General features: G+C 67.2%; 17 protein-coding genes, 2 pseudogenes and 1 riboswitch. Of the genes and pseudogenes, 11 read left to right on the forward strand and 8 right to left on the reverse strand.

What is annotated here, in order from left to right; genetic code table 11:
- Window positions 1–106: 106 nt before the first annotated feature.
- The 3 genes from AWC19_RS29830 to AWC19_RS04575 form a co-directional block, all read right to left on the reverse strand.
- A complete protein-coding gene (locus AWC19_RS29830) occupies window positions 107–256 on the reverse strand; it encodes an Hsp20/alpha crystallin family protein (protein ID WP_169718079.1) in 150 nt (49 codons plus the stop codon).
- Window positions 257–404: 148 nt separating this feature from the next.
- Entirely contained in the window at window positions 405–1619 is a 1215-nt protein-coding gene (locus tag AWC19_RS04570; RefSeq protein ID WP_085076906.1) for a cytochrome P450, read from the reverse strand.
- A 17-nt stretch (window positions 1620–1636) separates the two neighbouring features.
- Entirely contained in the window at window positions 1637–2551 is a 915-nt protein-coding gene (locus AWC19_RS04575; protein WP_085076907.1) for an SDR family oxidoreductase, read from the reverse strand.
- An 84-nt stretch (window positions 2552–2635) separates the two neighbouring features.
- Here AWC19_RS04575 and AWC19_RS04580 point away from each other — a divergent pair, with 84 nt between their 5' ends.
- From AWC19_RS04580 to AWC19_RS04585, 3 genes and pseudogenes are all read left to right on the forward strand, one after another.
- Window positions 2636–3232 carry a TetR/AcrR family transcriptional regulator gene (locus AWC19_RS04580; RefSeq protein WP_085076908.1) on the forward strand — a complete coding sequence of 199 codons (597 nt, stop codon included), beginning with the start codon at window positions 2636–2638 and terminating at the stop codon, window positions 3230–3232.
- A 32-nt stretch (window positions 3233–3264) separates the two neighbouring features.
- Window positions 3265–3498, forward strand: a pseudogene (locus AWC19_RS30355) (site-specific integrase); the annotation flags it as partial.
- Window positions 3470–4054 (forward strand): annotated as a pseudogene (locus AWC19_RS04585) (phytanoyl-CoA dioxygenase family protein); the annotation flags it as partial. The pseudogenes AWC19_RS30355 and AWC19_RS04585, both read left to right, overlap by 29 nt.
- 14 nt (window positions 4055–4068) lie before the next feature.
- Here the strand turns inward: AWC19_RS04585 and AWC19_RS04590 are convergent.
- Entirely contained in the window at window positions 4069–5214 is a 1146-nt protein-coding gene (locus tag AWC19_RS04590) for a serine/threonine-protein kinase (protein ID WP_169718080.1), read from the reverse strand.
- A 167-nt stretch (window positions 5215–5381) separates the two neighbouring features.
- Between AWC19_RS04590 and AWC19_RS04595 the strand changes: the two genes are divergently transcribed.
- Window positions 5382–6800: an FAD-binding oxidoreductase gene (locus AWC19_RS04595; RefSeq protein WP_085076910.1), complete on the forward strand. Its 1419-nt coding sequence runs from the start codon at window positions 5382–5384 to the stop codon at window positions 6798–6800.
- 6 nt (window positions 6801–6806) lie between these two features.
- On the opposite strand, the gene AWC19_RS04600 is transcribed toward AWC19_RS04595, so the two are convergent.
- Both AWC19_RS04600 and AWC19_RS31105 read right to left on the reverse strand, forming a co-directional pair.
- On the reverse strand, window positions 6807–8192 hold the full coding sequence (locus AWC19_RS04600; RefSeq protein WP_245848732.1) for a PPE family protein: 1386 nt from the start codon (window positions 8190–8192) through the stop codon (window positions 6807–6809).
- The gene (locus AWC19_RS31105; RefSeq protein WP_276042906.1) at window positions 8189–9604 is read right to left on the reverse strand and encodes a PPE family protein; all 1416 of its coding nucleotides are present in this window, start codon (window positions 9602–9604) and stop codon (window positions 8189–8191) included. The genes AWC19_RS04600 and AWC19_RS31105 overlap by 4 nt, the downstream gene beginning before the upstream one ends.
- A gap of 535 nt (window positions 9605–10139) precedes the next feature.
- Between AWC19_RS31105 and AWC19_RS04610 the strand changes: the two genes are divergently transcribed.
- The 4 genes from AWC19_RS04610 to AWC19_RS04625 all read left to right on the forward strand — a co-directional run bounded on the left by AWC19_RS04610 (window position 10140) and on the right by AWC19_RS04625 (window position 14584).
- Window positions 10140–10892 (forward strand): Crp/Fnr family transcriptional regulator, encoded by a 753-nt coding sequence (locus AWC19_RS04610; protein WP_085076911.1) that lies wholly within the window; start codon window positions 10140–10142, stop codon window positions 10890–10892.
- Between the two features lie 2 nt (window positions 10893–10894).
- Window positions 10895–11914: an isopenicillin N synthase family dioxygenase gene (locus AWC19_RS04615; RefSeq protein WP_085076976.1), complete on the forward strand. Its 1020-nt coding sequence runs from the start codon at window positions 10895–10897 to the stop codon at window positions 11912–11914.
- An 11-nt stretch (window positions 11915–11925) separates the two neighbouring features.
- The gene (locus AWC19_RS04620; protein WP_085076912.1) at window positions 11926–13476 is read left to right on the forward strand and encodes an amino acid permease; all 1551 of its coding nucleotides are present in this window, start codon (window positions 11926–11928) and stop codon (window positions 13474–13476) included.
- A gap of 73 nt (window positions 13477–13549) precedes the next feature.
- Window positions 13550–14584 carry a LacI family DNA-binding transcriptional regulator gene (locus tag AWC19_RS04625; RefSeq protein ID WP_142280986.1) on the forward strand — a complete coding sequence of 345 codons (1035 nt, stop codon included), beginning with the start codon at window positions 13550–13552 and terminating at the stop codon, window positions 14582–14584.
- Here the strand turns inward: AWC19_RS04625 and AWC19_RS04630 are convergent.
- Together AWC19_RS04630 and AWC19_RS04635 are read right to left on the reverse strand one after the other, a co-directional pair.
- Window positions 14566–15441: a carbon-nitrogen hydrolase family protein gene (locus tag AWC19_RS04630; RefSeq protein WP_085076914.1), complete on the reverse strand. Its 876-nt coding sequence runs from the start codon at window positions 15439–15441 to the stop codon at window positions 14566–14568. The two genes, AWC19_RS04625 and AWC19_RS04630, sit on opposite strands and share 19 nt — an antisense overlap.
- On the reverse strand, window positions 15380–16543 hold the full coding sequence (locus AWC19_RS04635; protein ID WP_085076915.1) for a M24 family metallopeptidase: 1164 nt from the start codon (window positions 16541–16543) through the stop codon (window positions 15380–15382). The genes AWC19_RS04630 and AWC19_RS04635 overlap by 62 nt, the downstream gene beginning before the upstream one ends.
- 316 nt (window positions 16544–16859) lie before the next feature.
- A riboswitch (guanidine-I (ykkC/yxkD leader) is annotated at window positions 16860–16956 on the forward strand.
- 100 nt (window positions 16957–17056) lie between these two features.
- On the opposite strand from AWC19_RS04635, the gene AWC19_RS04640 reads away from it, so the two are divergent.
- From AWC19_RS04640 to AWC19_RS04650, 3 genes are read left to right on the forward strand one after another with little or no spacing between them, the layout of a single operon-like run.
- Window positions 17057–17842 (forward strand): creatininase family protein, encoded by a 786-nt coding sequence (locus AWC19_RS04640; protein ID WP_085076916.1) that lies wholly within the window; start codon window positions 17057–17059, stop codon window positions 17840–17842.
- Window positions 17842–19224 (forward strand): glutamine synthetase family protein, encoded by a 1383-nt coding sequence (locus tag AWC19_RS04645; RefSeq protein ID WP_085076917.1) that lies wholly within the window; start codon window positions 17842–17844, stop codon window positions 19222–19224. Before AWC19_RS04640 ends, AWC19_RS04645 begins: the two co-directional genes overlap by 1 nt.
- Window positions 19225–19237: 13 nt before the next feature.
- Window positions 19238–19864, forward strand: a complete 627-nt coding sequence (locus tag AWC19_RS04650; RefSeq protein WP_158090831.1) for a TetR/AcrR family transcriptional regulator — start codon at window positions 19238–19240, stop codon at window positions 19862–19864.
- The last annotated feature ends 13 nt before the right edge of the window (window positions 19865–19877 follow it).

Genomic DNA, 19877 nt, shown 5'->3' on the forward strand with positions numbered 1-19877 from the left:
CTCGGTGGCCGCCTTCACTGCCCGGTGGGCCGGCTAACCGCACACACCTTCCCCGGTGCGACACGCATCCGGTGTTCACAGGTACGGGTTGTCGGTCCCAGACCGACTAACCCGCACCCGATCTCACGGTCTCCGGCAGCTCAGGCGTTGATGGCTTGTTGCTGTCATGTTCGACGTGGATGTCGAGACAGTCCGGGTTGAGGCCAGGCAGGTCGAGCTTTACGACGAACTGATCGCCGTCGCGCCAGGCGTCCATTGGCATCACCATCGGACGCGCAGGCGTACCGGTCGTGGATCCGGTGCCTTGCTCGTTGTGACGGTTTCCCCGATGGCTGTGGTCGTGGGCGAGCTTGTCCGCTGCTGCCGGCGGACGGTCACAGGTGAAGGGACGAGCCCGACGTTCGCTACTGGATCTCCACCGTAAGCGGCAGGTGCGCGAACCCGCGGACGTTGCTCGAGTGGAATCGTACCGAGTTGGCCTCGTCGACTTCATAGCCGCGGATGCGTTTGAACAATTCGTCGAGCGCGATCCGGGCTTCCATGTTGGCCAGACCGGCGCCGAAGCAGAAGTGCACGCCGCTGCCGAAGCTCAGTAGCTTCCCGCCGATGTCTCGACCGATGATGAAGTCGTCGGGCCGGTCGAAAGCCCGCTCGTCGCGGTGTGCCGAGCCGGGCAGGAGCAGCAGCATGTCGCCGTCCGGGACTACGGTGTCGTACAGCGTTATGTCGCCCTCCACGGTGCGAGCCAGGATCTGAGTGGACGTGTCGTAGCGCAGCGTCTCTTCGACCCATAGTGGTATCCGGCTGGCGTCGTCATAGAGCGGAGAGATCTGATCGGGGTTCCGATGGCCCCAATAAATAGCGTTAGCAAGTAGTTTCGTGGTCGTTTCGTTACCGGCGATCATCATCAGGAACAGGAAGCCGAGCACTTCGTCGTCGGCCATGCGGTCTCCGTCGGCATCGGCTTTCAACAGGGTCGACGTCAGGTCATCGGTGGGCCGCTTGCGCCGCTCGACCACCATCGCCTCGAAATATGCGAGCAAGCTCAAGGAAGCTTCGATGGCCGCCTCCGGCACATCGGTGACGCCTGCATCGCGGTGCATCGCGGCATCGGTCCAGGCGCGTAGCTGGGCGCGGTCGACCTCCGGTATGCCCATGAGGTCGGAAATGACGTCCATCGGGAGCTTCCTGGCGAACTCGTCGACGTAGTCGACAGTCTCACCCGACGCCGCTTTCTCCAGCATGACGTCGAGATATTTGACCGTGATCTCGGTGACCCGCGGTTCGAGTGCTCGGCTGCGCCTGGGCGTGAACCCCTTCACTGCCAGTGCGCGTAAACGCCGATGGTCTGGATCATCCATCGCCATGAAGCTCATCGTTTTGGCCGCGTGGGGGCCTCGCAATGCCGGATCGGGTGAGACACCGAATTTGTTTGAAAGTGCCACGCTGTTGCGGAAGCCCATCAGCACATCCTGATGCCGCGAGAGGGCCCAGAAGCCGAGCTTGTCGTTGCGGTACAGCGGAGCATCGTCGCGCAAGCGCTTGTAGTAGGGATACGGATCCTCGTGGAAGCTGTAGTCGTATGGGTCCAGTACGACGTCGGATACGGTGTGGCTCATCGCCTTCCAACACCCGTTCAGCGAGCTTCCGCGACGGTGAAGTAGTCGCCGTGTTCAAGGTCTTCAATCAACGTGTGGTGCCTCGGGTTCCAGCCGAGCAGTTCCCGGGTACGCGCACTGGAGACGGGGACGTCAGCGGCGAACACAGAGCTTAAAGCCGCGCTCCCGAAATGAGACGGGGCTTCGTCCAACCCGACCGACACGACGGGTAGATCGAGCGTGCGACCAATTTTTTCGGCGATGTCTCGAAGAGGCACACCACTTTCCGCTGCTCCGTGAAGCGCAGTCCCGGCCGGCGCCTTCTCCAGTGCAAGTCGAAACAAGGTGGCCGCGTCGAGACGGTGTACGGCGGGCCACCGGTTGGCCCCGTCCCCGATGTAGGCTGAGACACCGGTTTTGCGGGCGACGGCGATCAACATCGCAACGAAGCCGTAGTCGCCCGGGCCGTGCACGGTCGGAGCGAGCCGGATCACGCTGGAGCGCACCCCCCGATCGGCGAAACGCAGGCAGCTTCGCTCGCCCGGTATCCGATACTTGGCGGGTGAGTTTTCGTCGGGCGGATCGGTCTCCTCGCTCAGCCGCCCCGGAGTCATCACCATGGTCCCGGAGGTTGATACGAAAGGTTTGCCGGTATCGGCCAACACCGTTCCCAACGCCTCGATCGCGTCGACATCACGTTTGATGATTCCGGCCCAATCGCCGGGCTCGCCGCCGGCAGCCATATGTATCACGCCGTCGGCGGCGGCCGCGCCCGCGCGCAGCCGGTCGAGGTCGTCGAGCGAACCGGCGAATGGCTCTGCTCCCAAACTGGCCAGGCGATCCGCCGACGCGGCCGAGCGGGCTAACCCAGTAACCCGGTGGCCGGCAGACAGCAGCTCCGACACGACCGCAGGGCCAGTCAAGCCAGAGCCTCCGGTGATGAATACATGCATCACAAATTCCTCCGTAATCCAAGTGGAACGCGCTCCGCTTTGTCAGTGAGGTTACACAACCGGAGCGCGTTCCGCTAGATTGGCATGGTGTCGGAAGCTGTTCGGAGCGACGCGGCGCGCAACCGCCAGGCGCTTATCGACGTTGCGAGCAGGCTGTTCGCGTCGGCCAGCGGCGACGAGGAACCCTCGCTGCGGTTGATTGCGCGCGAGGCCGGTGTGGGCGTCGGTACGCTGTTCCGGCATTTCCCCAGCCGCGAGGCGTTGGTCGAGGCCGTGTACCTGGACCAAGTGCGCCGTCTGACCGATGGCGCAGATCAGCTTCTAGCGACTTACCCACCCGCGCAGGCGATGCGCCGTTGGATGGATCTGTTCACCGAGTGGTTGGCCACTAAGAACGGAATGATCGAGACCTTGCGAGCAATGATCAAAGACGATCGACTTGGGTCTGGTCATACCCGGGCCGAACTGCTGGCGGCAATTGACAAGATCCTCGCGGCTGGCCGTGCCGCGGGTGACATCGGCGCGCATGCCACCTCCGAAGATGTTGCGGCTGGCCTTATCGGGATCTTCTCGGTGGCCCCGACCACCGGCAACAGCGAACAAGCCGCACGGCTACTTGACATCTTCATGAGCGGCCTTGCGACACCGAACCACGAGAAGTGGAGGCCGCAACCCGATTAGACATTTCGTATGGGGAGGAATACGGCAGCAGGACGCCGGCGCTTGTTGAGGAGTTTTTCGTTGACCTCCGCAGCATTAAGGCTGTCAAGCAGTCCACCGTGCGTGGCTACCAGAATGGGCTGCGGTTGTTCTGCCCTTATATCGCCGATCCTGACTATGGCTGGGATCGTGTGTGCGAACAGCGGTTTGGTACCCGTCCCGCGCAGGTGTTCTTTGCCTGGAACACCGCTACGCAAGGTGCTGAGCAGGACGCGGGTGTGCGACCGGCTGGCCGACCACCCGCGGGTGCTGGCGGTGCTGGACCGGCTGCTGATGCCCAACTACCTGCTTTCGGCGTTGCAGGCCATCAACATTCAGCCCGGGGAGTCCGCGCAGCTGCCGCACCATGACGACGGCCTCTATCCGATTCCGCGGCCACGCGCGCCGCTGGCCGCCGCGACGATCTGGGCGATCGACGACTTCACCGCCGACAACGGCTCCACCGTGGTGTACCCCGGCAGCCACCGCTGGGGCCGGCGCCCGCCCGGCCCGGACGACCCAGTAAAGCCCGTCGTCATGCCCGCCGGCTCCTGCGTCTTCTTCGTCGGCACCTTGTGGCACGGCGGCGGCGCCAACACGACCGACCGCGCGCGGCTGGCCGTCACCGCCCAGTACTGCCAACCCTGGCTGCGGCCCATGGAGGCGTTCACCCTGTCGATACCGCGCGAGGTCGCTCGCACGCTGTCCGACGACATCAAACGCATGATCGGCTACAGCATTCATCCGCCGTTCGTCGGCGCGGTCGACGGCCTGCATCCCCTACGCCTGCTGGAGCAGCCCTAGCCGCGGCGCGAAATTCAGTCGCCGCCCTTGTGTTTCTTCCACGGTCCGCCGTGCCTCGGCGGCGCCGGCGGTGGCGTCAGCTCGGTGCTGCTGGGCGTGGTCATCGCCGTCGTGGGTGGAGGGGGCGGCGGCAACGGCGTCGTGGTGGTGGTGACCGGCGTCGGCGGTTCCGACGAGAACGGCGGGGCCACCATGAAGACGATCAGCGCGAGCGCGAACGCCGCGACGATCCCCGCGATCCACCACTTCCGTCGCCCCGCCGCCGGCCGCGCAAGCGTCCCCGTGGGCGCGTAGGTCATCACGACCGGGGCTTGCATCACCCGCGTAGGCGGGCGCAGGGGAACCGGTTGAGAAACGTAACCGGCCAGCGCGGCGCGCATCGCGTCAGCCCGGTCGAACCGCCACGCCGGGTCGCGCGCCATCGCCCGTTCGATCGCGGCGGCCAGGGCCGGCGGCGCGTCGGGGCGCAGCGCACCCAGCGGGGTCGGCGTCTCGTGCAGGATCGCGTGCGCCAGCGCACCCAGCTCCTCCTGCGGGAACGGCCGCCGCCCGGCCAGCGCCTCGTACCCCACCACGCCGACGGCGTACAGGTCGTCGGCCACCGTGGCGGGCTTGGAGACCAGCCGCTCGGGGCTCAAATAGGCCATGCTGCCGATGATTTCGCCGACCCTGGTGTACACGGCGCCCGACGTCTTGGCGATGCCGAAATCGGCGAGCTTGGGCTCGCCGCCGGCGGTGAACAAGATGTTGCCCGGCTTGACGTCGCGGTGCAGGATGCCGACGTTGTGCGCCTCGGCCAAAGCGTCCAGCACGCCGTCGAGGACACGGTGCACAAACCCCGGCGGCAGCGGCCCGCGCTCGATGTGGTCGGCCAGCGACACCCCCGGCAGCCGCTCCATCACGATGAACGGCAGCCCGTCGTGCTCGCCGACGTCGTACACCACCACCACGTGCCGGCCGGTCAGCCGCGCGGCCGCGCGCGCCTCCGCGTCGAACCGCAGGCGGCTGTCGGGCCGGGCGTCGGCCCCGGGATAGAGCAGCTTGATCGCCACCGGGCGGCTGAGCTTCGTGTCCCAGCCGTCGCGCACCTCGGCCATCGCGCCGCGGCCCAGCACGCCGCGCAGTTCGTAGCGGCCGCCTATGACCCCGCCCGGCACCATTGGCAATTCGCCGGTGCCCCGGGCGCGGAGATACTGAGTTCCGTGGAGCTCCGTGTCGATCCCGCCTGTCGGAAAGCTGGCCTTCTATTTCGATGGGCGCTGCCGGCCGCAGACCCGCCGGGGATAGCCCACCCTCTTATAGCCGAAACCTATTTAGGGTGACCGCTGTGAGCGACATCACGGCACGGTTCGCCGACATCGTCGGCGAGCACAACCTGCTGACCGGCGACGCCGTCCCCGACGACTACGCCCACGACGAGGTGTTGACGACGGCGCCGCAGAAGCCCGCGTACGTCGCCAAACCGGCCACGGCAGAGGAGGTTTCGCGGCTCCTGCAGGCGGCCTCGGAACACCACGTCCCGGTGACGGCCCGCGGCTCCGGGACCGGCCTGTCGGGCGCGGCGATCCCCCGCGAGGACGGGCTCGTCGTCTCCTTCGAACGGATGAACGCGGTCCTGGAGGTCGACACCACCAACCAGGTCGCCGTCGTCCAACCCGGCGTAACCCTGACCGACCTGGACGCCGCCACCGCCGACACCGGGCTGCGCTACATGGTCCATCCCGGCGAGCTGTCGTCGAGCGTCGGCGGCAACGTCGGCACCAACGCCGGAGGCATGCGCGCGGTCAAGTACGGCATCGCCCGCCACAACGTGCTGGGGCTGCAGGCGGTGCTGGCGACCGGCGAGATCATCCGCACCGGCGGCCGGATCGCCAAGGTCTCCACCGGCTACGACCTCACCCAGCTCATCGTCGGCTCCGAAGGCACCCTGGCCCTGGCCACCGAGGTGATCGTCAAGCTGCACCCGCGCCTCGACCACGACGCCACCGTGCTGGCCCCGTTCGCCGACCTCGACCAGGTGATGGCCGCGGTGCCACGCGTGGTGGCCAGCGGCCTGGCGCCCTACATCCTCGAATACATCGACAACATGACGATGGCCGCGCTGATCCACACCCAGAACCTCGAGCTCGGCATCCCCGCCGCCATCCGCGACAGCTGCCAAGCGTATCTCGTTGTGGCCCTTGAGAACCGGACGGCCGAGCGGCTGGGCGAGGACGTCGAGGCGGCCGGTGAGCTGCTCGCCGAGCTGGGCGCCGTCGACGCCTACGTGCTGGAAGGCGTTTCGGCGCGCAAGCTGATCGAGGCGCGCGAGAAGGCGTTTTGGACGGCCAAGGCGATCGGCGCCGACGACATCATCGACGCCGTGGTGCCGCGCTCGGCGATGCCCAAGTTCCTCGCCGGCGCGCGCGGCCTGGCGGCCGAGGCGGGCGGGGCGGCGGCGGGCTGCGGGCACGCCGGCGACGGCAACGTGCACTTGGCGATCGTCTGCAAGGACGCGGCGAAAAAGAAGCGGCTGATGGCCGACATCCTCGCGCTCGCAATGGAATTGGGCGGCGCGATCTCCGGCGAGCACGGCCTGGGCCGCGCCAAGACCCCGTACTTCCTCGAGCTGGAGGACCCGGCCAAGGTCGCGCTGATGCGCCGCATCAAGCAGAGCTTCGACCCGGCCGGCATCCTCAACCCCGACGTGCTCTTCGCCGACCCGCGGCGGCAGTGGATCGATTCGCCGACCTCGGGGCTGTGTTAGAACGAGCTATTTGTTGTTGGCCTCCTGGATGAGCAAGGCGGCAGTGCGTTTGAGCGCGTCGCGCTGCTTGGTCATGTCGGCGACCGCCCGGCGCAGCTGGTTGAGCTCGTCCCGTTCGCTCACCGCCTCGTCGTCGGCCGCCCTGCGGTTCTGCGCCACCCAGCGGTCCGCGAGGTCGGTGTTCAGTCCCGACTCCCGATCAAGGGCGGCAACGACTTTCGCCCGGGCACCGTTCCGGGATCCTTCGCCGTCCCTGGGCGCGTTGATCACGCTCGCCACCGGTCCGCCCAACGGCGGCATGCCCCCGTACAGGCCGCCGAGCGGGTGCGCCGGCATGCCTTCGAGGTCGGCGACGGGCAGTGCGGTGGCGGCGAGACGGATCGCCGGGGAAGCCCCGGGCCACGACGCCGGCACCGACAACTTGCCGACCGAGGCCGCCTCCCCCACGCCCGCCGACACCCCGCTGGACGAACCGACCAGGGTCGGCCCGGCGCCCGATCCGCCGGACACCGAAGACGCGGTGCTGGCCGACGCCGCCGGCGGCGTCAGGGCTGCGATCAAGGGGTTCCAGGCCGCTGCCACCGGCGGCGCGAACGTCAACATGGCGCCGGAGGCGTCGAAGTTCAACCCCTCGGACAGGAGCTGGGATCCGACGGTCAGGCTGCTCAGCGAGTTGAACACCTGCACCGGGGAGCTGTTCAACAGATCCAGAAGCGGGTTGTTGTCCAGGGTGAATCCCGACGAAAGCCCTTGCAGCAGATTGGGAACACCCGAAAGCGCGGACTGGGCGTTCGACTCGCCCGCGGCCGCGGTGGCCTGGGCGACCGCGGAGCCCTGCGACGAACTCCCCGCCGGGTCGGTGGTCTGCGGCGGCGCCTCGAACGGCACCAGTCGCGTCGCCGCCGCCGACGCGCCGGCATAGCTGTACATCGCCATGGCATCCTGGGCCCACATCTCGGCGTATTGCGCCTCGGTGGCCGCGATCGCCGGAGTGTTCTGGCCCAGGACATTCGTGGCCACCAACGCCGCGAGCAGGGCGCGGTTCACCTCGATCACCGGTGGAGGCACCGTCGCCGCGAACGCCGCCTCGTAGGCCGCGACCGCCGATTCCATCTGACTCGCCGTCTGCTTGGCCTTCGCGGCTGTGGCACTCATCCACGACACGAAGGGCTCGGCCGCCGACGTCATCATCGTCGACGACGGACCGACCCACGGTCCGCTCGTCAACGCGGAAAGCACGCCTTGGTACGAGGTAGCCGCCGAGTGCAGTTCCGCGGCCAGCGCACTCCATGCGGTCGCGGCCATCGCCAGCGGCGCCGGTCCCGGGCCCGCGTACATGCGAGCGGAGTTGACTTCGGGCGGTAGCCCCGCGAAATCCAGAGCGCCGGTCACAGCATGGCCTCCTTGATCAGTCGGGCCGCCGCGTCACGTTCGGTCGCCAGATCGGCGATCTCCTTACGCAGCTTTTCGAGTTCGTCGCGTTCCTGGGCGCTCAAAGCGCTGGCGACAAGGCGGCGCGCCGGTTGCGGCTGTGCGGGCCGACCCGCCGCGGCGCTCTTCTCGGCGTTGGAATCCCCGGGCAGCGCCGGGACTACCTTCTGGTCCTGGCCCGAACGGGCTCGGGCCTGCTCGCCCCGCGGGGCATTGACCACACTGCCCACCGGCGGGACGGCCCCGAAGAAGCTGCCGGGCGCCGCGGTCCCGGCCGGCGCCACGCCTTCCAAACCCGCAGTCGCCAACTGCGATGCGCTGTCGACCAATCGGATCGCCGGGGACGAAACCCACGACTGCGGCACCGACAACTTGCCGACCGAGGCCGCCTCGCCCAGGCCCGCCGAAACCGGTGCACCTGCGCCCGTATACGAGCCGGCCAGTGTGCCCAGCCCGGCAGCCGGTGCGACATCGGAGGCTGCCGCGACCGCTCCCAGGTCGGGTGCTGCATCGGCTGCCGCGGTTGCCGGCAACGCGAGGCCGTACAGCCCGCCCAGCAGCGGCGTGATGCCCGACGCCGTGAACAACGGGCCGCTGATAGTCAGGGCCCAGTTACCCAAGTTGGTGGTGAAGACGTTGAGGGCCGCGCCGGTGGGCGAGGAGAGGACGGTCTGCAACCACGCGGCCGGGTCGAATGCTCCTCCCATGCCGAGGCTTTGCAGCGCGCTGGGGACCAGGTTGAGCAGCTCAGTCAGGCCGGAGTCCGCGCTGGGACCGGCCGCGGCGGCCGCGGCCTCGCTGACAGCCGCGGCTTGAGTCGCGGCGCCGGCCTGATCGGTGGTCTCGGGTGGGGCGGTGAACGCCGTTAACTTCGTCGCGGCCGCGGAAGCGCCGGCATAGCCGTACATCGCCATGGCGTCCTGGGCCCACATCTCGGCGTATAGCGCCTCGGTGGCGGCGATCGCAGGGGTGTTCTGCCCCAGTATGTTGGTGGCGACCAGAGCCGCCAGCAGCGCGCGATTCACCTCGATCTCCGCCGGCGGCACTGTCGCCGCAAACGCCTCCTCGTAGGCCGCAATGGCCGACCCCAACTGGCTGGCCGTTAACTCGGCCTGAACCGCGGTGGTGTTCACCCACGCAATATAGGGTGCCACCGCCGCCGCCATCGTCATCGCGGACGGGCCCACCCACGGTCCGCCGGTTAGCTCCGAAATGACGCCCCGGTAGGAGTTCGCCGCCGAACTCAACTCGGCAGCTAAGCCATCCCAGGCCGCGGCCGCGGCGACCATCGGCCCCGCGCCCGCCCCCGCATACATTCGTCCCGAATTGATCTCCGGCGGCAACGCCGCAAAATCCAACACCGGCTTCCCCATCTGACTAGATTCCTGCGCTGCGCGAGAAGCCTGGCGAGACGCCTTGCGGAACTCGCACATGTTTGGCCTAGGGCCAATGTGTCAGGCTCACAGTATGTTTCGCGTATTGCATCGGCGATGCTGCCGGTAACCGCCATGTAAACTTTCGGCGGCGGGCACATCGGAAGACGGCTGCATTGCACGAAGTTCATTGCTGGACAGGCACTTTAATGTGATCTAGTTTTCCGATCGATCGATAGTTTTTACGGCCGCCAACGCCGACCCGCGCCCGACCCGGCTGGGGGTGTGGGGATCCGAGGGAACGTGGTGACGTCCTGGACGGCCACCCCCGAGCAACGTCGCGCATCCTGCACTAGCGGGAGAAACCGCTGGTGATGCTTGCCGCCAAGGGTTCAGTAGCAACTTGTATGACACTGCGGGTCAGCATGTTTGGGCGTGCAAGCCGGCAGAACCTGGAAACGCGTTCGAAACACAACGCTCATCCGGCCGATCCAAACGGCCGTTACGTTTCTATCAATCGATAGAAACACGAGAGGTGAAGTTGAAGGACAGTTCGGCACCGACGGTCGAGGACTTGTGCGGACTCTGGGTGCGTCGTTCCTTGGAGTGGCCGGACGGCCGCTGCGACACCACCACTCAGGTTACGTGGTTGCAAGGTTGGCAATGGTTTGTCGATCTGCGCCGCCCCGCGACGTGGCCCGAGGCGGACGTTCCGGTTGGCGCGAAGCCACCGCCCGGCCTGGAGGCCTTCGCCGGTCGGCTGGTGCAGAGCTGCCCGGCGTCGGCGGAATTCACGTGGCAGCGCACGGTCGACTGGTCACCGCACAGCCCCCCGGATGTCGGCAGGCTGGGTTGGGACGGCGACACCCTGATCGAGGAGGGTGTCCTTCAGCCCTACCGGGAGGTGTGGGTCCGCACCGAGCGGCACAGTCCGGACGACTCGGCCACCGTGTTACTCCGGGACGACGCCGGGCGCGACGCCGTCCTGCTGCGCTCGGCCGGGTTCTTCGGATTCGCGGTCGGGCGTCCGTCCGGCGCGGACACCCGGACTGGCGGCGGGGCCCCGGATTGTGAGATCGCGATCGGCGAGATCAGTGAGGGACGTTGGCGCATCAGGGTTTCCACCCGAAGCGAAACGGAAGGCACTCCGATCTCGGTCCGGATCCACGGACGACTAGCCCAGACCACCGTCGCCGCCCCCGCTGATCACCGCTGCCTGCTGGCCGGCAACTGGCGAATCAGCGGCAGCACGGGCGACCCGGCCCTGCTTCAGACACACCAGGAGTGATCATGCCCAGCCCAACGTCCTTCGATACGGTGCCCGAGATCGACGTCTCGGGTCTGTCTTCGCAAGATCCCGCGGTCAGGGCCGCCGTCGCGCAGGAACTCGGCGAGGCCGCGCACCGCGTCGGCTTCATGTACGTCAGCGGGACCGGGGTGCCCGACGCGGTCTTCGACCGCATGCACGCGGCGGCACAGGCGTTCTTCGACCAACCCATGGACGCGAAAATGGCCGTCTACATCGGGAACTCGACGAATCATCGTGGGTACGTGCCCGAAGGCGGGGAGGTGTTCGCGGGCGGGACGCCCGACAAGAAGGAGGCCTACGACTGCGCGCGGCACCGCCCCGACCGGGCCGGCGCCACAGCGCTGAGTGGCCCGAACCAGTGGCCGGACCTGCCGGGCTTTGCCGACGCCGTCAGCGAGTACTACGAGGCGGTGTTCGAGGCCGGCCGGGCGATCATGCGCGGCTTTGCCTTGTATCTGTCGGAGCCGGAGGACTTCTTCGACCGGCTACTGACGGATCCGCCAAGCCAACTGCGGCTCATCCATTATCCGGTGGACGAGAGCGCCGCCGACCGCCCCGGCATCGGCGCACACACCGACTACGAGTGCATCACCCTGTTGAAGGCCACGCAGCCCGGCCTCGAAGTGCTCAACGGCGCCGGTCAGTGGATCGACGTGCCACCCAGGCCCGGCTGTTTCGTGGTCAACATCGGCGACATGGTAGAGCTATGGACCAATGGGCTGTTCGTTGCAACCACGCACCGCGTGCGCAAGGTGGTCGACGAAAGATATTCCTACCCATTGTTTTTCAGTGTCGATTACGACACCTTCGTCGAACCGCTGCCGAAGCTGCGCTCTCCCGGTCAGCCCTGTCGCGCAGGGCTGCGGGCGGGTGATCATCTCTTCGCGCAGACGGCACAGAGTTTTGTCTATCTGCGCGCCCGCATCGACGCCGGCGAGCTTTCCCTGCCGGCAGGGTCTCTGGCGCTGTCGTCTTTTGGCCATTCCGAAACCGCACCCTGAAGGGACACCTGATGACCACCGATGTGATCGAAGCACCCACCGTCGACGAAGGTAACGACCTCGCGACGTTCGGCTACAAGCAACAGCTGCACCGAAAGATGGGCCGGTTCGCCTCCTTCGCGGCGGGCTTCTCCTTCATCTCGGTGCTGACCGCCGTCTTCCAGCTGGCCGGACTCGGCTATTCGTTCGGCGGGCCCGCATTCGTGTGGACCTGGCCGGTCGTCCTCGGCGGCCAGCTCCTGGTCGCGGCGTGTTTCGCCGAACTGGCCGCGCGCTATCCCATTTCGGGCGCGATCTACCAGTGGTCCAGCCGCCTGGCCAACCCGACCTATGGTTGGTTCGCCGGATGGATCATGATCGTCGGGCAGATCGTCGTCATGACCAGCGCGGCGATCGCCCTGCAAGTCGTGCTGCCACAGATCTGGAGCGGCTTCCAGCTGGTCGGCGGCGACCCCTCACCCACCTCCACGTCCGGCGCGCACAACGCAATCCTGTTGGCGGGCATCTTGATGGCGCTGACCACCATCGTCAACATCATCGGCATCAGGCTGATGGCCCTCATCAACAACATCGGCGTGGTGTCGGAGATCACCGGCGCCATCACCATCATCGTCCTGCTCATCGCTCACGGGGGACGCTCGAGCGACGTCCTGGTCACCACCGGCAACGTCAGCCACGCGGGCTACTTCGGCGCCCTGCTGTGCGCTTCCTTCACCGCCGCCTACGTTCTCGTCGGATTCGACAGCGCCAGTGAGATGTCAGAAGAGACCCGCAACGCGCGCCGAATCGCCCCACGCACCACCCTGCGGGCCTTGTCGGCGGCGGGGGTCCTCGGATTCGGGATCATTGTCGCGATGGTCCTCGCCGCCCCCAGCCTCACCGACGGCAAGCTCGCCGACCAGGGACCGGCCTACGTCGTCGCGACCGTTCTGTCGGGAACGACCGGGAAGATTCTGCTGACCATGGTCGCCATCGCGATCTGCGTCGCGACGCTGGCGATACAGACCGCGGGCTCGCGCATGCTGTTCTCCATGGCCCGAGACAGGCGCACGCTGTTCCATGGCGTGCTTTCCCATGTGCCCCAACGCACCGGCACCCCCGCGGCCGCCGCCATCGCGATCGGACTCAGCGCTACCGCGGTGCTGCTGCTCAACCTCGGCCCCCAGGCCGCTTTCGTCGCGATGGAATCGACCTGCATCATCATCATTTACCTCGCCTACCTCATGGTTACCGGCGCAATGCTGGTGAAACGCCTACGCGGCCAGCGGATCTTCAACGCCGACGCCGTCGACGACGAGGGTCACCGCGCCTTCAGCATGGGGCGCGCCGGCGTGTGGCTCAACGCGGCGGCGGTCGCCTACGGCGCCGCGATGTTCGTGAACCTGATCTGGCCGCGCCGGGCGATCTACGACCCCGCAGGGGGCCACTTGTATCTGCAGTACTTCCCGCTCATGTTCACCGGCGGCACGATTGTCGTGGGCGCGCTGCTCTACGCCGCGGTGCACGCGACACCAAACCGCTTGAAGCTCCGGCAATGGACGCTGGCGCCTTCGGTCGAATGAGGCGCGTGCCGCCCACCCGATTCGGGTAGCCTAGGGCGCTGAAACGTTCCTGCATCCAGACGTGGAGGCCCCGGTGAAGCGCTCTGCCGCCCGCGCGGGCCGGGTGGCCACCCGGGGCCGGGTCACCATCAAAGACATCGCGCGGGTCGCCGGTGTCTCGGTCACGACGGTGTCGGATGCCTTGTCCGGCAACGGCCGGCTGACATCCGACACCCGTCGACGGGTACGCGAGATCGCCGACGAGCTCGGCTACCGGCCGAGCGCGGCCGCCCGCAGTCTGGTGGGCGCACGCACCGGGCTCCTGCTGATGTCGGTGAGCGCGCCGGGGACCGAGTGCTCGTCGCTGTGGAACATCGACTTCTTCACCAATCTCATGACGGCGGCGGCCATCCGATCGGCGGAGCGAGGCTTCGCGTTGGCGCTGTCGCCGGCATCGGTGCCGCCAAACTTGTCTTACGACGGCGCGATCGTCGTCGACCCCACCGCCGCCGACGACGGCCTGCTGGCGCAGGCTGCCCGCGACGGGATCCCGGTCGTCACTGTGGGCCGGACGCCGAATGGGCACCCGTGGGTGGACAACGACTACCCGACCCTCATCCCCGCGATCATGGACCACTTCCGCGCGGCGGGCGCACGCCGACCGGCGCTATTGGCGGGCGATCCGGCGACCTCGTACGTCCGCGACACGGTCGAGCAGTACACCCGGTGGTGCAGGGCCCATCGCTGCGCGGCGCGCATCGCCTATGTCGAGGATGGAATCACCGAGGAGTCCGGGCGTTCAGCGGTGAAGGGACTGCTGTCGGCTCGCACGCGCTCGGATGCCGTCCTGGCCACTCTGGACCGCCTCGCGCTGGGCGTCACGGCCGCCGTCGAAGAACTCGGGCTGTCGGTCCCCGACGACGTCTTGGTCGCCGCGCTTAGTGACAGCGCGACGATCAGGCACTCGCGAGTGCCGATCACCGCGATCGACCTGATGCCGGACCAAATCGGAACCGTCGCAGTCGATTCGCTGATCGTCCGCATCACCGGCGGGGCCGCGCCGAATCGGGTTGTGGCCGGCAAGCTTCGCCCGCGGGCGAGCACGTGCCGTCAGCGCGGCGAATCCTGACCGCGGTACAGCTCCGGCCGCAGGTGCTTGAGGTAATCGACGTCGGACGGCGGGTCCCGCCGCAGCGGCACGTCGACGACGGCGACGCCCGGCCCGCACCCAAGGTCCGCCACGATCTGCCCGCCCGGGCCCACGACCCGGGACCCCCCGACGAAATCGAAACCGGCCTCCGAGCCGACCCGGTTGACATACACCAGCGGGGTCCGGTTATCCAGGGCCCGCGCGCACGAGGCGATCAGATGATCATCGTGAAAGGGAGCCATGTTCGCCGCGATGCCGACGAAAACGTCCGGGCGCCCAAAGGCAAGGGTGCGCGCCACTTCGGCGATCTCCAGGTCAAAGCACACCATCGGACCGATCCGTACCGCACCGACCTCGACGCAGGCCAACCGGTCACCCGCATCGAAGACCGACGATTCCACCCCGAACAGGTGCGTCTTGCGGTAATTTCCGGCGATCGACCCGGCGGCGTCGACGATCAGCATCGAGTTGTACAGGGCCCCGTGCTCGCCCCGCTCGAGATAACCTCCCACAAAAGCGGTTTCGGAGTCCGCGCAGATCCGCCGAATCGCCGATACCGCGGTGCCGTCGAGGCCCACGGCCAGCGGCCCGAGGTGGTGCAACTGGTAGCCGGTAAGAAAGAGCTCGGGAAAGATCGCGACGTCGACGTCGGACCGCTCGCCGAGCAGGGCCCCCACCCGTTCGACGTTGGCGTCCACATCGCGCGGGACCGGGCTTTCCTGCACCATGAGGGCGCGCAGCAGGTCCGGGCGGCCGCCGGTCATCGCCTGGTCGTCAGCCGTCCAGGCCGTATCCCGCGGGCGAAAGCCTGCGAACGCCATCGTGTTCGACGACATAGTTGTCTTCCAGCTTGAGCAGCAGGAAGCGTCCGTCGACCTCGAGACCCGTCTCCGGCTCCAGGGCGATGACGCTGTTCTCCACCAGCACCTGGTCGCGATCGGTCATCGATTCGCGATAGATGGTGGGCAGTTCGCAGGCGCGCAGGCCCACGCCGTGCCCGATGGCGTACGGGGTGGTGGGCAGCCCTTCCGACCGCAGGTACTCGTTGACCGCGTCATCAATCTGCGACACACGCACACCCGGCTTGGCGGCGTCGGCGGCGACCTCGTGCGCCTTGAGCAGCTTGGCGTACACCGACTTGATCTCCGCGCGGGTGTCGCCGCCCACGAAGCCGGTACGCGCGATGTCGGAGGCGTAGCCGTGCCGGCCGTACAGACCGATGTCGAAGAAGTAGGGATCGCCCTCCGCGAGCACCGTGCCCTCGGCGAACCAGCCGCCGTCTCCGCGGCCGTGGTTGCACAACGAGTGACTCAAAAACTCCGGCCCGCTTTCCTGCAGGCTCGCCATGATCGCGGCCAGCACGTCGTGATCGGTCATACCGGCTTCGGCGGCCTTGAAACCGGCCTCGGCGCCGCGCGAATTGACGATACTGGCGTCCTCGAGCAGCCGGATCTCCTCCGGAGTCTTGCGGACCCGCACGTCGTAGAGCTCGCAGCCGATCGGGACGAATTCCGCGGTAGGAAGCGCCGATTCGAGCCGCCGCAGCACGGCGGGATCGATCAGTTCGATCCCGACCTTCTTGGCGGCGCCTAGCGCACCAGCCAGTCCCGCCGTCCACGTTTCGGGATGCCCGACCATCGGTGCCCAGGACGGCATCGGATGGATCGCGCTGATCCACGGCAGTTCCGCGAGCGGATCGGCCTGCGTCCGATCGACCCACGGCGCAAAGATCTCGGCCCGGCCGTCCAGGTCGATGACCGCGGCGAACCAGTCGAATGCCTCCGAGATGATTTGCGTGCGGTAATCGGTCGCGTAGCGGATGTGGTCGAAGCCGGTCAACAACAGGTGCGACAGGCCTTGTCGCTTCATCAGATCGGCGATTGCTTCGCGGCGATCGTTTCGCAGTCGATCGACATCGACGGCGGACCAGTCGTACATGATGCTGGACTCCTCTTGAGTCGGAGCGCGGATCGCGGGGAGCGATCGCGCGGAGACGGGACGAGCAACAGGCGCGACGACGGATAGTGACGGTCTGGATGCAGAAACGTTTCTTCACCACTCGAAGCGCCCACCCGCGATGCACTCACGGGGTTGAAATCATGATTGCAGAAACGTTCCTTCATGTCTACCCGAACCGACCAGGGAAGACACGAAAACCATTGGCGCCCAGCCGAAGCCGTCGTTACATCGCCGACATCTGGCAGAAATGGCGGCGACACGTGCCCCGCTTAGCGTTTCCGACAGATTCCCAAAGGGAGTCTGTGCCTAGGGTTCCGCTCGCGTGAGGCCTGGACCGAGGGGCACACCCGCACCGGGGTGCGGGCACACCAGGGGACAAAAGCCCGGCAGGATTGCGGAGCCTTCGCTCCGAAGTTGTCGGAGGGCAGCAGTGCCTCTGGTCATCGTTCGTCGGCCGGCACACCGTCGGCGCATTCCCGGGCCGGTTGCGACGTGAGGTGGGGCGAATGCACCTCGACGCAGCTCGGCCGGCTCGAGCTGGAGGATCGCATCGGGCTGGTTCCGGTAGGGGCCACCGAGCAACACGGGCCGCACTTGCCCACCGACACCGACACCCGTCTCGCCCAGGCGATATGCGACGGCGCCGCCGCGCGCTGTGACGCCACGATCGTGCTGCCTGCGGTGTCCGTGGGGTGCAGCCTGGGACACGGGACGGCTTTCCCCGGGACGCTGTCGCTGTTCCCCGAGGAGCTGACCCGGCTCCTGATTCGCATCGCTGAGTGGTCGGCGCTGAACGGTCTGACTCGCCTGATCTTCGTCAACGGGCACATGGGCAACGTCGCCGCGCTCGGCGCGGCGACCGATCGAATGCGGTTCTGCCGCCCCGACCTCCGATCGGCCTGGGTCGATTGGTGGAACGCCAGCCCTGCGATCGCCGCCGAGGTGCTGGCCGACGGCGAGGACATCCACGCCAACCGGGCGGAAACCTCGCTCGCGCTGCACGTGTTTCCCGAACTGGTCGATCTCTCCGCGATGTCCGGCGCGGACGACCCGGACCGCACCGACGGGCTGACCTTCCGGTACACCGCGGAAGTGCTGTCGAGCAACGGCGTCACGGGATGCCCGTCGCAGGCCACCGCGGCGCTCGGCGGAAGGCTCTTCGAAGCGATCGTCGATGTTGTTGCCACCAAGGCCCGCGACGGGATCACCGAAAAGCCGCCGCTTCCGCGGCCGCACGGCCGCACACCCGAACTCATCGAATTTTCAGGAGGCAGTTGATGGATACGGTCAACGTCGTCGAACCCGCCCACCGGGAGCTCGCGGAATCACTCGCGAAGCGCGGCGTGAAGTATGCCCTCGGCTCGTGGATCGATGTGCACGGCAGACCCAAGACGAAGGTGGTGCCCATCGATCACTTGCCCAACATGCTGGCCGGCTCCGAGCGCTTCACTCCCAGGGGTATAACCGGTTTCGGCGCGATGGACCCGCACGAAGAGGAGTCCGTCGCGATACCGGACCTCAGCACGCTGCGGCAGTTGTCCTGGGACAAACGGTTTGTCTGGATGGCCGCCGACATCATGTTCGGCGGGACCGAGCCGTTCGATCAGTGTCCGCGCAGCATCCTGAAGGCGCAGTTGAACCGGGCGCGCGATCTGGGATTCGAGTTCAAGCTGGGCGTCGAGACCGAGGTCTTCGTGTTCAACCCCACCGAGTCGCGGGGCGGGACCGGTTACCTGGCGCCGCTGGCCGCCAGCGGCGAACTGGAACCCTGCCCCGCCTACGATGCCGAAGCCACACTGGATGCGGCGGAGTTCCTCGACGACTTTGTGACTGCCCTGCATGACAACGACTTCGGAGTCTTCAGCTTCGATCACGAGGGCGGCGACGGGCAGTACGAGTTCGACTTCGAGCACGACGGTGCGCTCGAGATGGCCGACCGGATAACCTTTTTCCGCCTCATGATCCGCCAGATCGCCAAGCGGCACGGCCTCGCGGTCACCTTCATGCCCAAGCCCTACACCGAAGCGTGGGGATCGGGCCACCACTACAACATGAGCCTGGTGTCGTCCGAGACCGGTGAGAACGTCATGCGTGATCCCGCTGACCCGCGCGGGATGGGGTGGAGCGCGACGGCATACGCCTTCGTGGCGGGCCTCATGCGGCACGCCGACGCGCTCGCCGCGATCGTGACGCCGACGGTGAATTCATACAAGCGGCTCAACCCCAAACTGGCCGATGGCACGCCCTCGTGGGCACCGGTGTGGTCGGCCTACGGCGAACAAAACCGATCGTGCATGCTGCGGCTGCCCAAAAACCGTCCGGCGGTGGAAAACCGTGTCGTCGACTCGGCGGCAAACACCTATCTGGCGGCGGCGTTTTCACTGGCCGCCGGGCTGGACGGAATCGAGCGCAGCTTGGATCCCGGGGATCCGGTGGACGTCGCGCTGATCGACACGCGGCCAGACCCCACCCGGAACGCCGTTCGGCTGCCGCGCAATTTGCTCGAGGCGACCGATGCTTTCGCCCGCAGCGAGCTTGCCGCGCGGGTCTTTCCCAAGCGTTTCGTCGACGAGTACGTCGACATGAAATACTCAGAGTGGCATTCGTATCACAGCACGGTGACCGACTGGGAGCGCGATCGCTACCTCTATGCGCTGTGAGGAGGGTTCACCGTTGACGCGGCCCCGGACACCGTCGACGCGGTCGCACCACCGCCGGCGCGCGGTGCTGCGTTCGGCGGCCGCCGTGTTGCGCCGCCGCGGGTTCGACGCGGTCACGAGCCGGTCGGTCGCCGAGGAGGGGGGCCTGCCGGAGCAGACCGTACGGGCCTACTACCCGTCGCGGGACGACCTGCGCGCCGCCGGGCTGAAGTTCATGCTCAACGGCTGGATCGAGCAGGCCAACGACTTCATCAAGCGGCTTCCCACGACTCTCGACTTGAAAGAGACGGCTCGCCTCATCACCGAGGTCGCCACGGTGCATGCCGCCGACGATGAATACTTGACGCGCGCAACGATCTCCGGTGTTTACGAGCGGTACCTGCAGGCGGGCAAGCACGCCGAGCTGACCTCGCTGATCGCCGCGTACAACGAAGTTCTGTCCCAACTGGTGGGCCATGTGCTGGCCCGCAACGGCCGGCGGGCCAGCCCCCAGGTTTGCCGAGCCGTTCTGGCGGTCGCCGACGGAACCGTCATCTACGGACTCGCGGCCGGGGAAAATCCGGTGCCGCGGGCGATTCAGATGCTCGAATTCGCAATACCACAACTCTGCGCATCCCAAGGCGATCACCAAACCCGATGAAAACTTCCCCACG

The sequence above is a fragment of the Mycobacterium palustre genome (genome assembly GCF_002101785.1).
In the GTDB taxonomy this organism is placed as follows: Bacteria; Actinomycetota; Actinomycetes; order Mycobacteriales; family Mycobacteriaceae; genus Mycobacterium; species Mycobacterium palustre.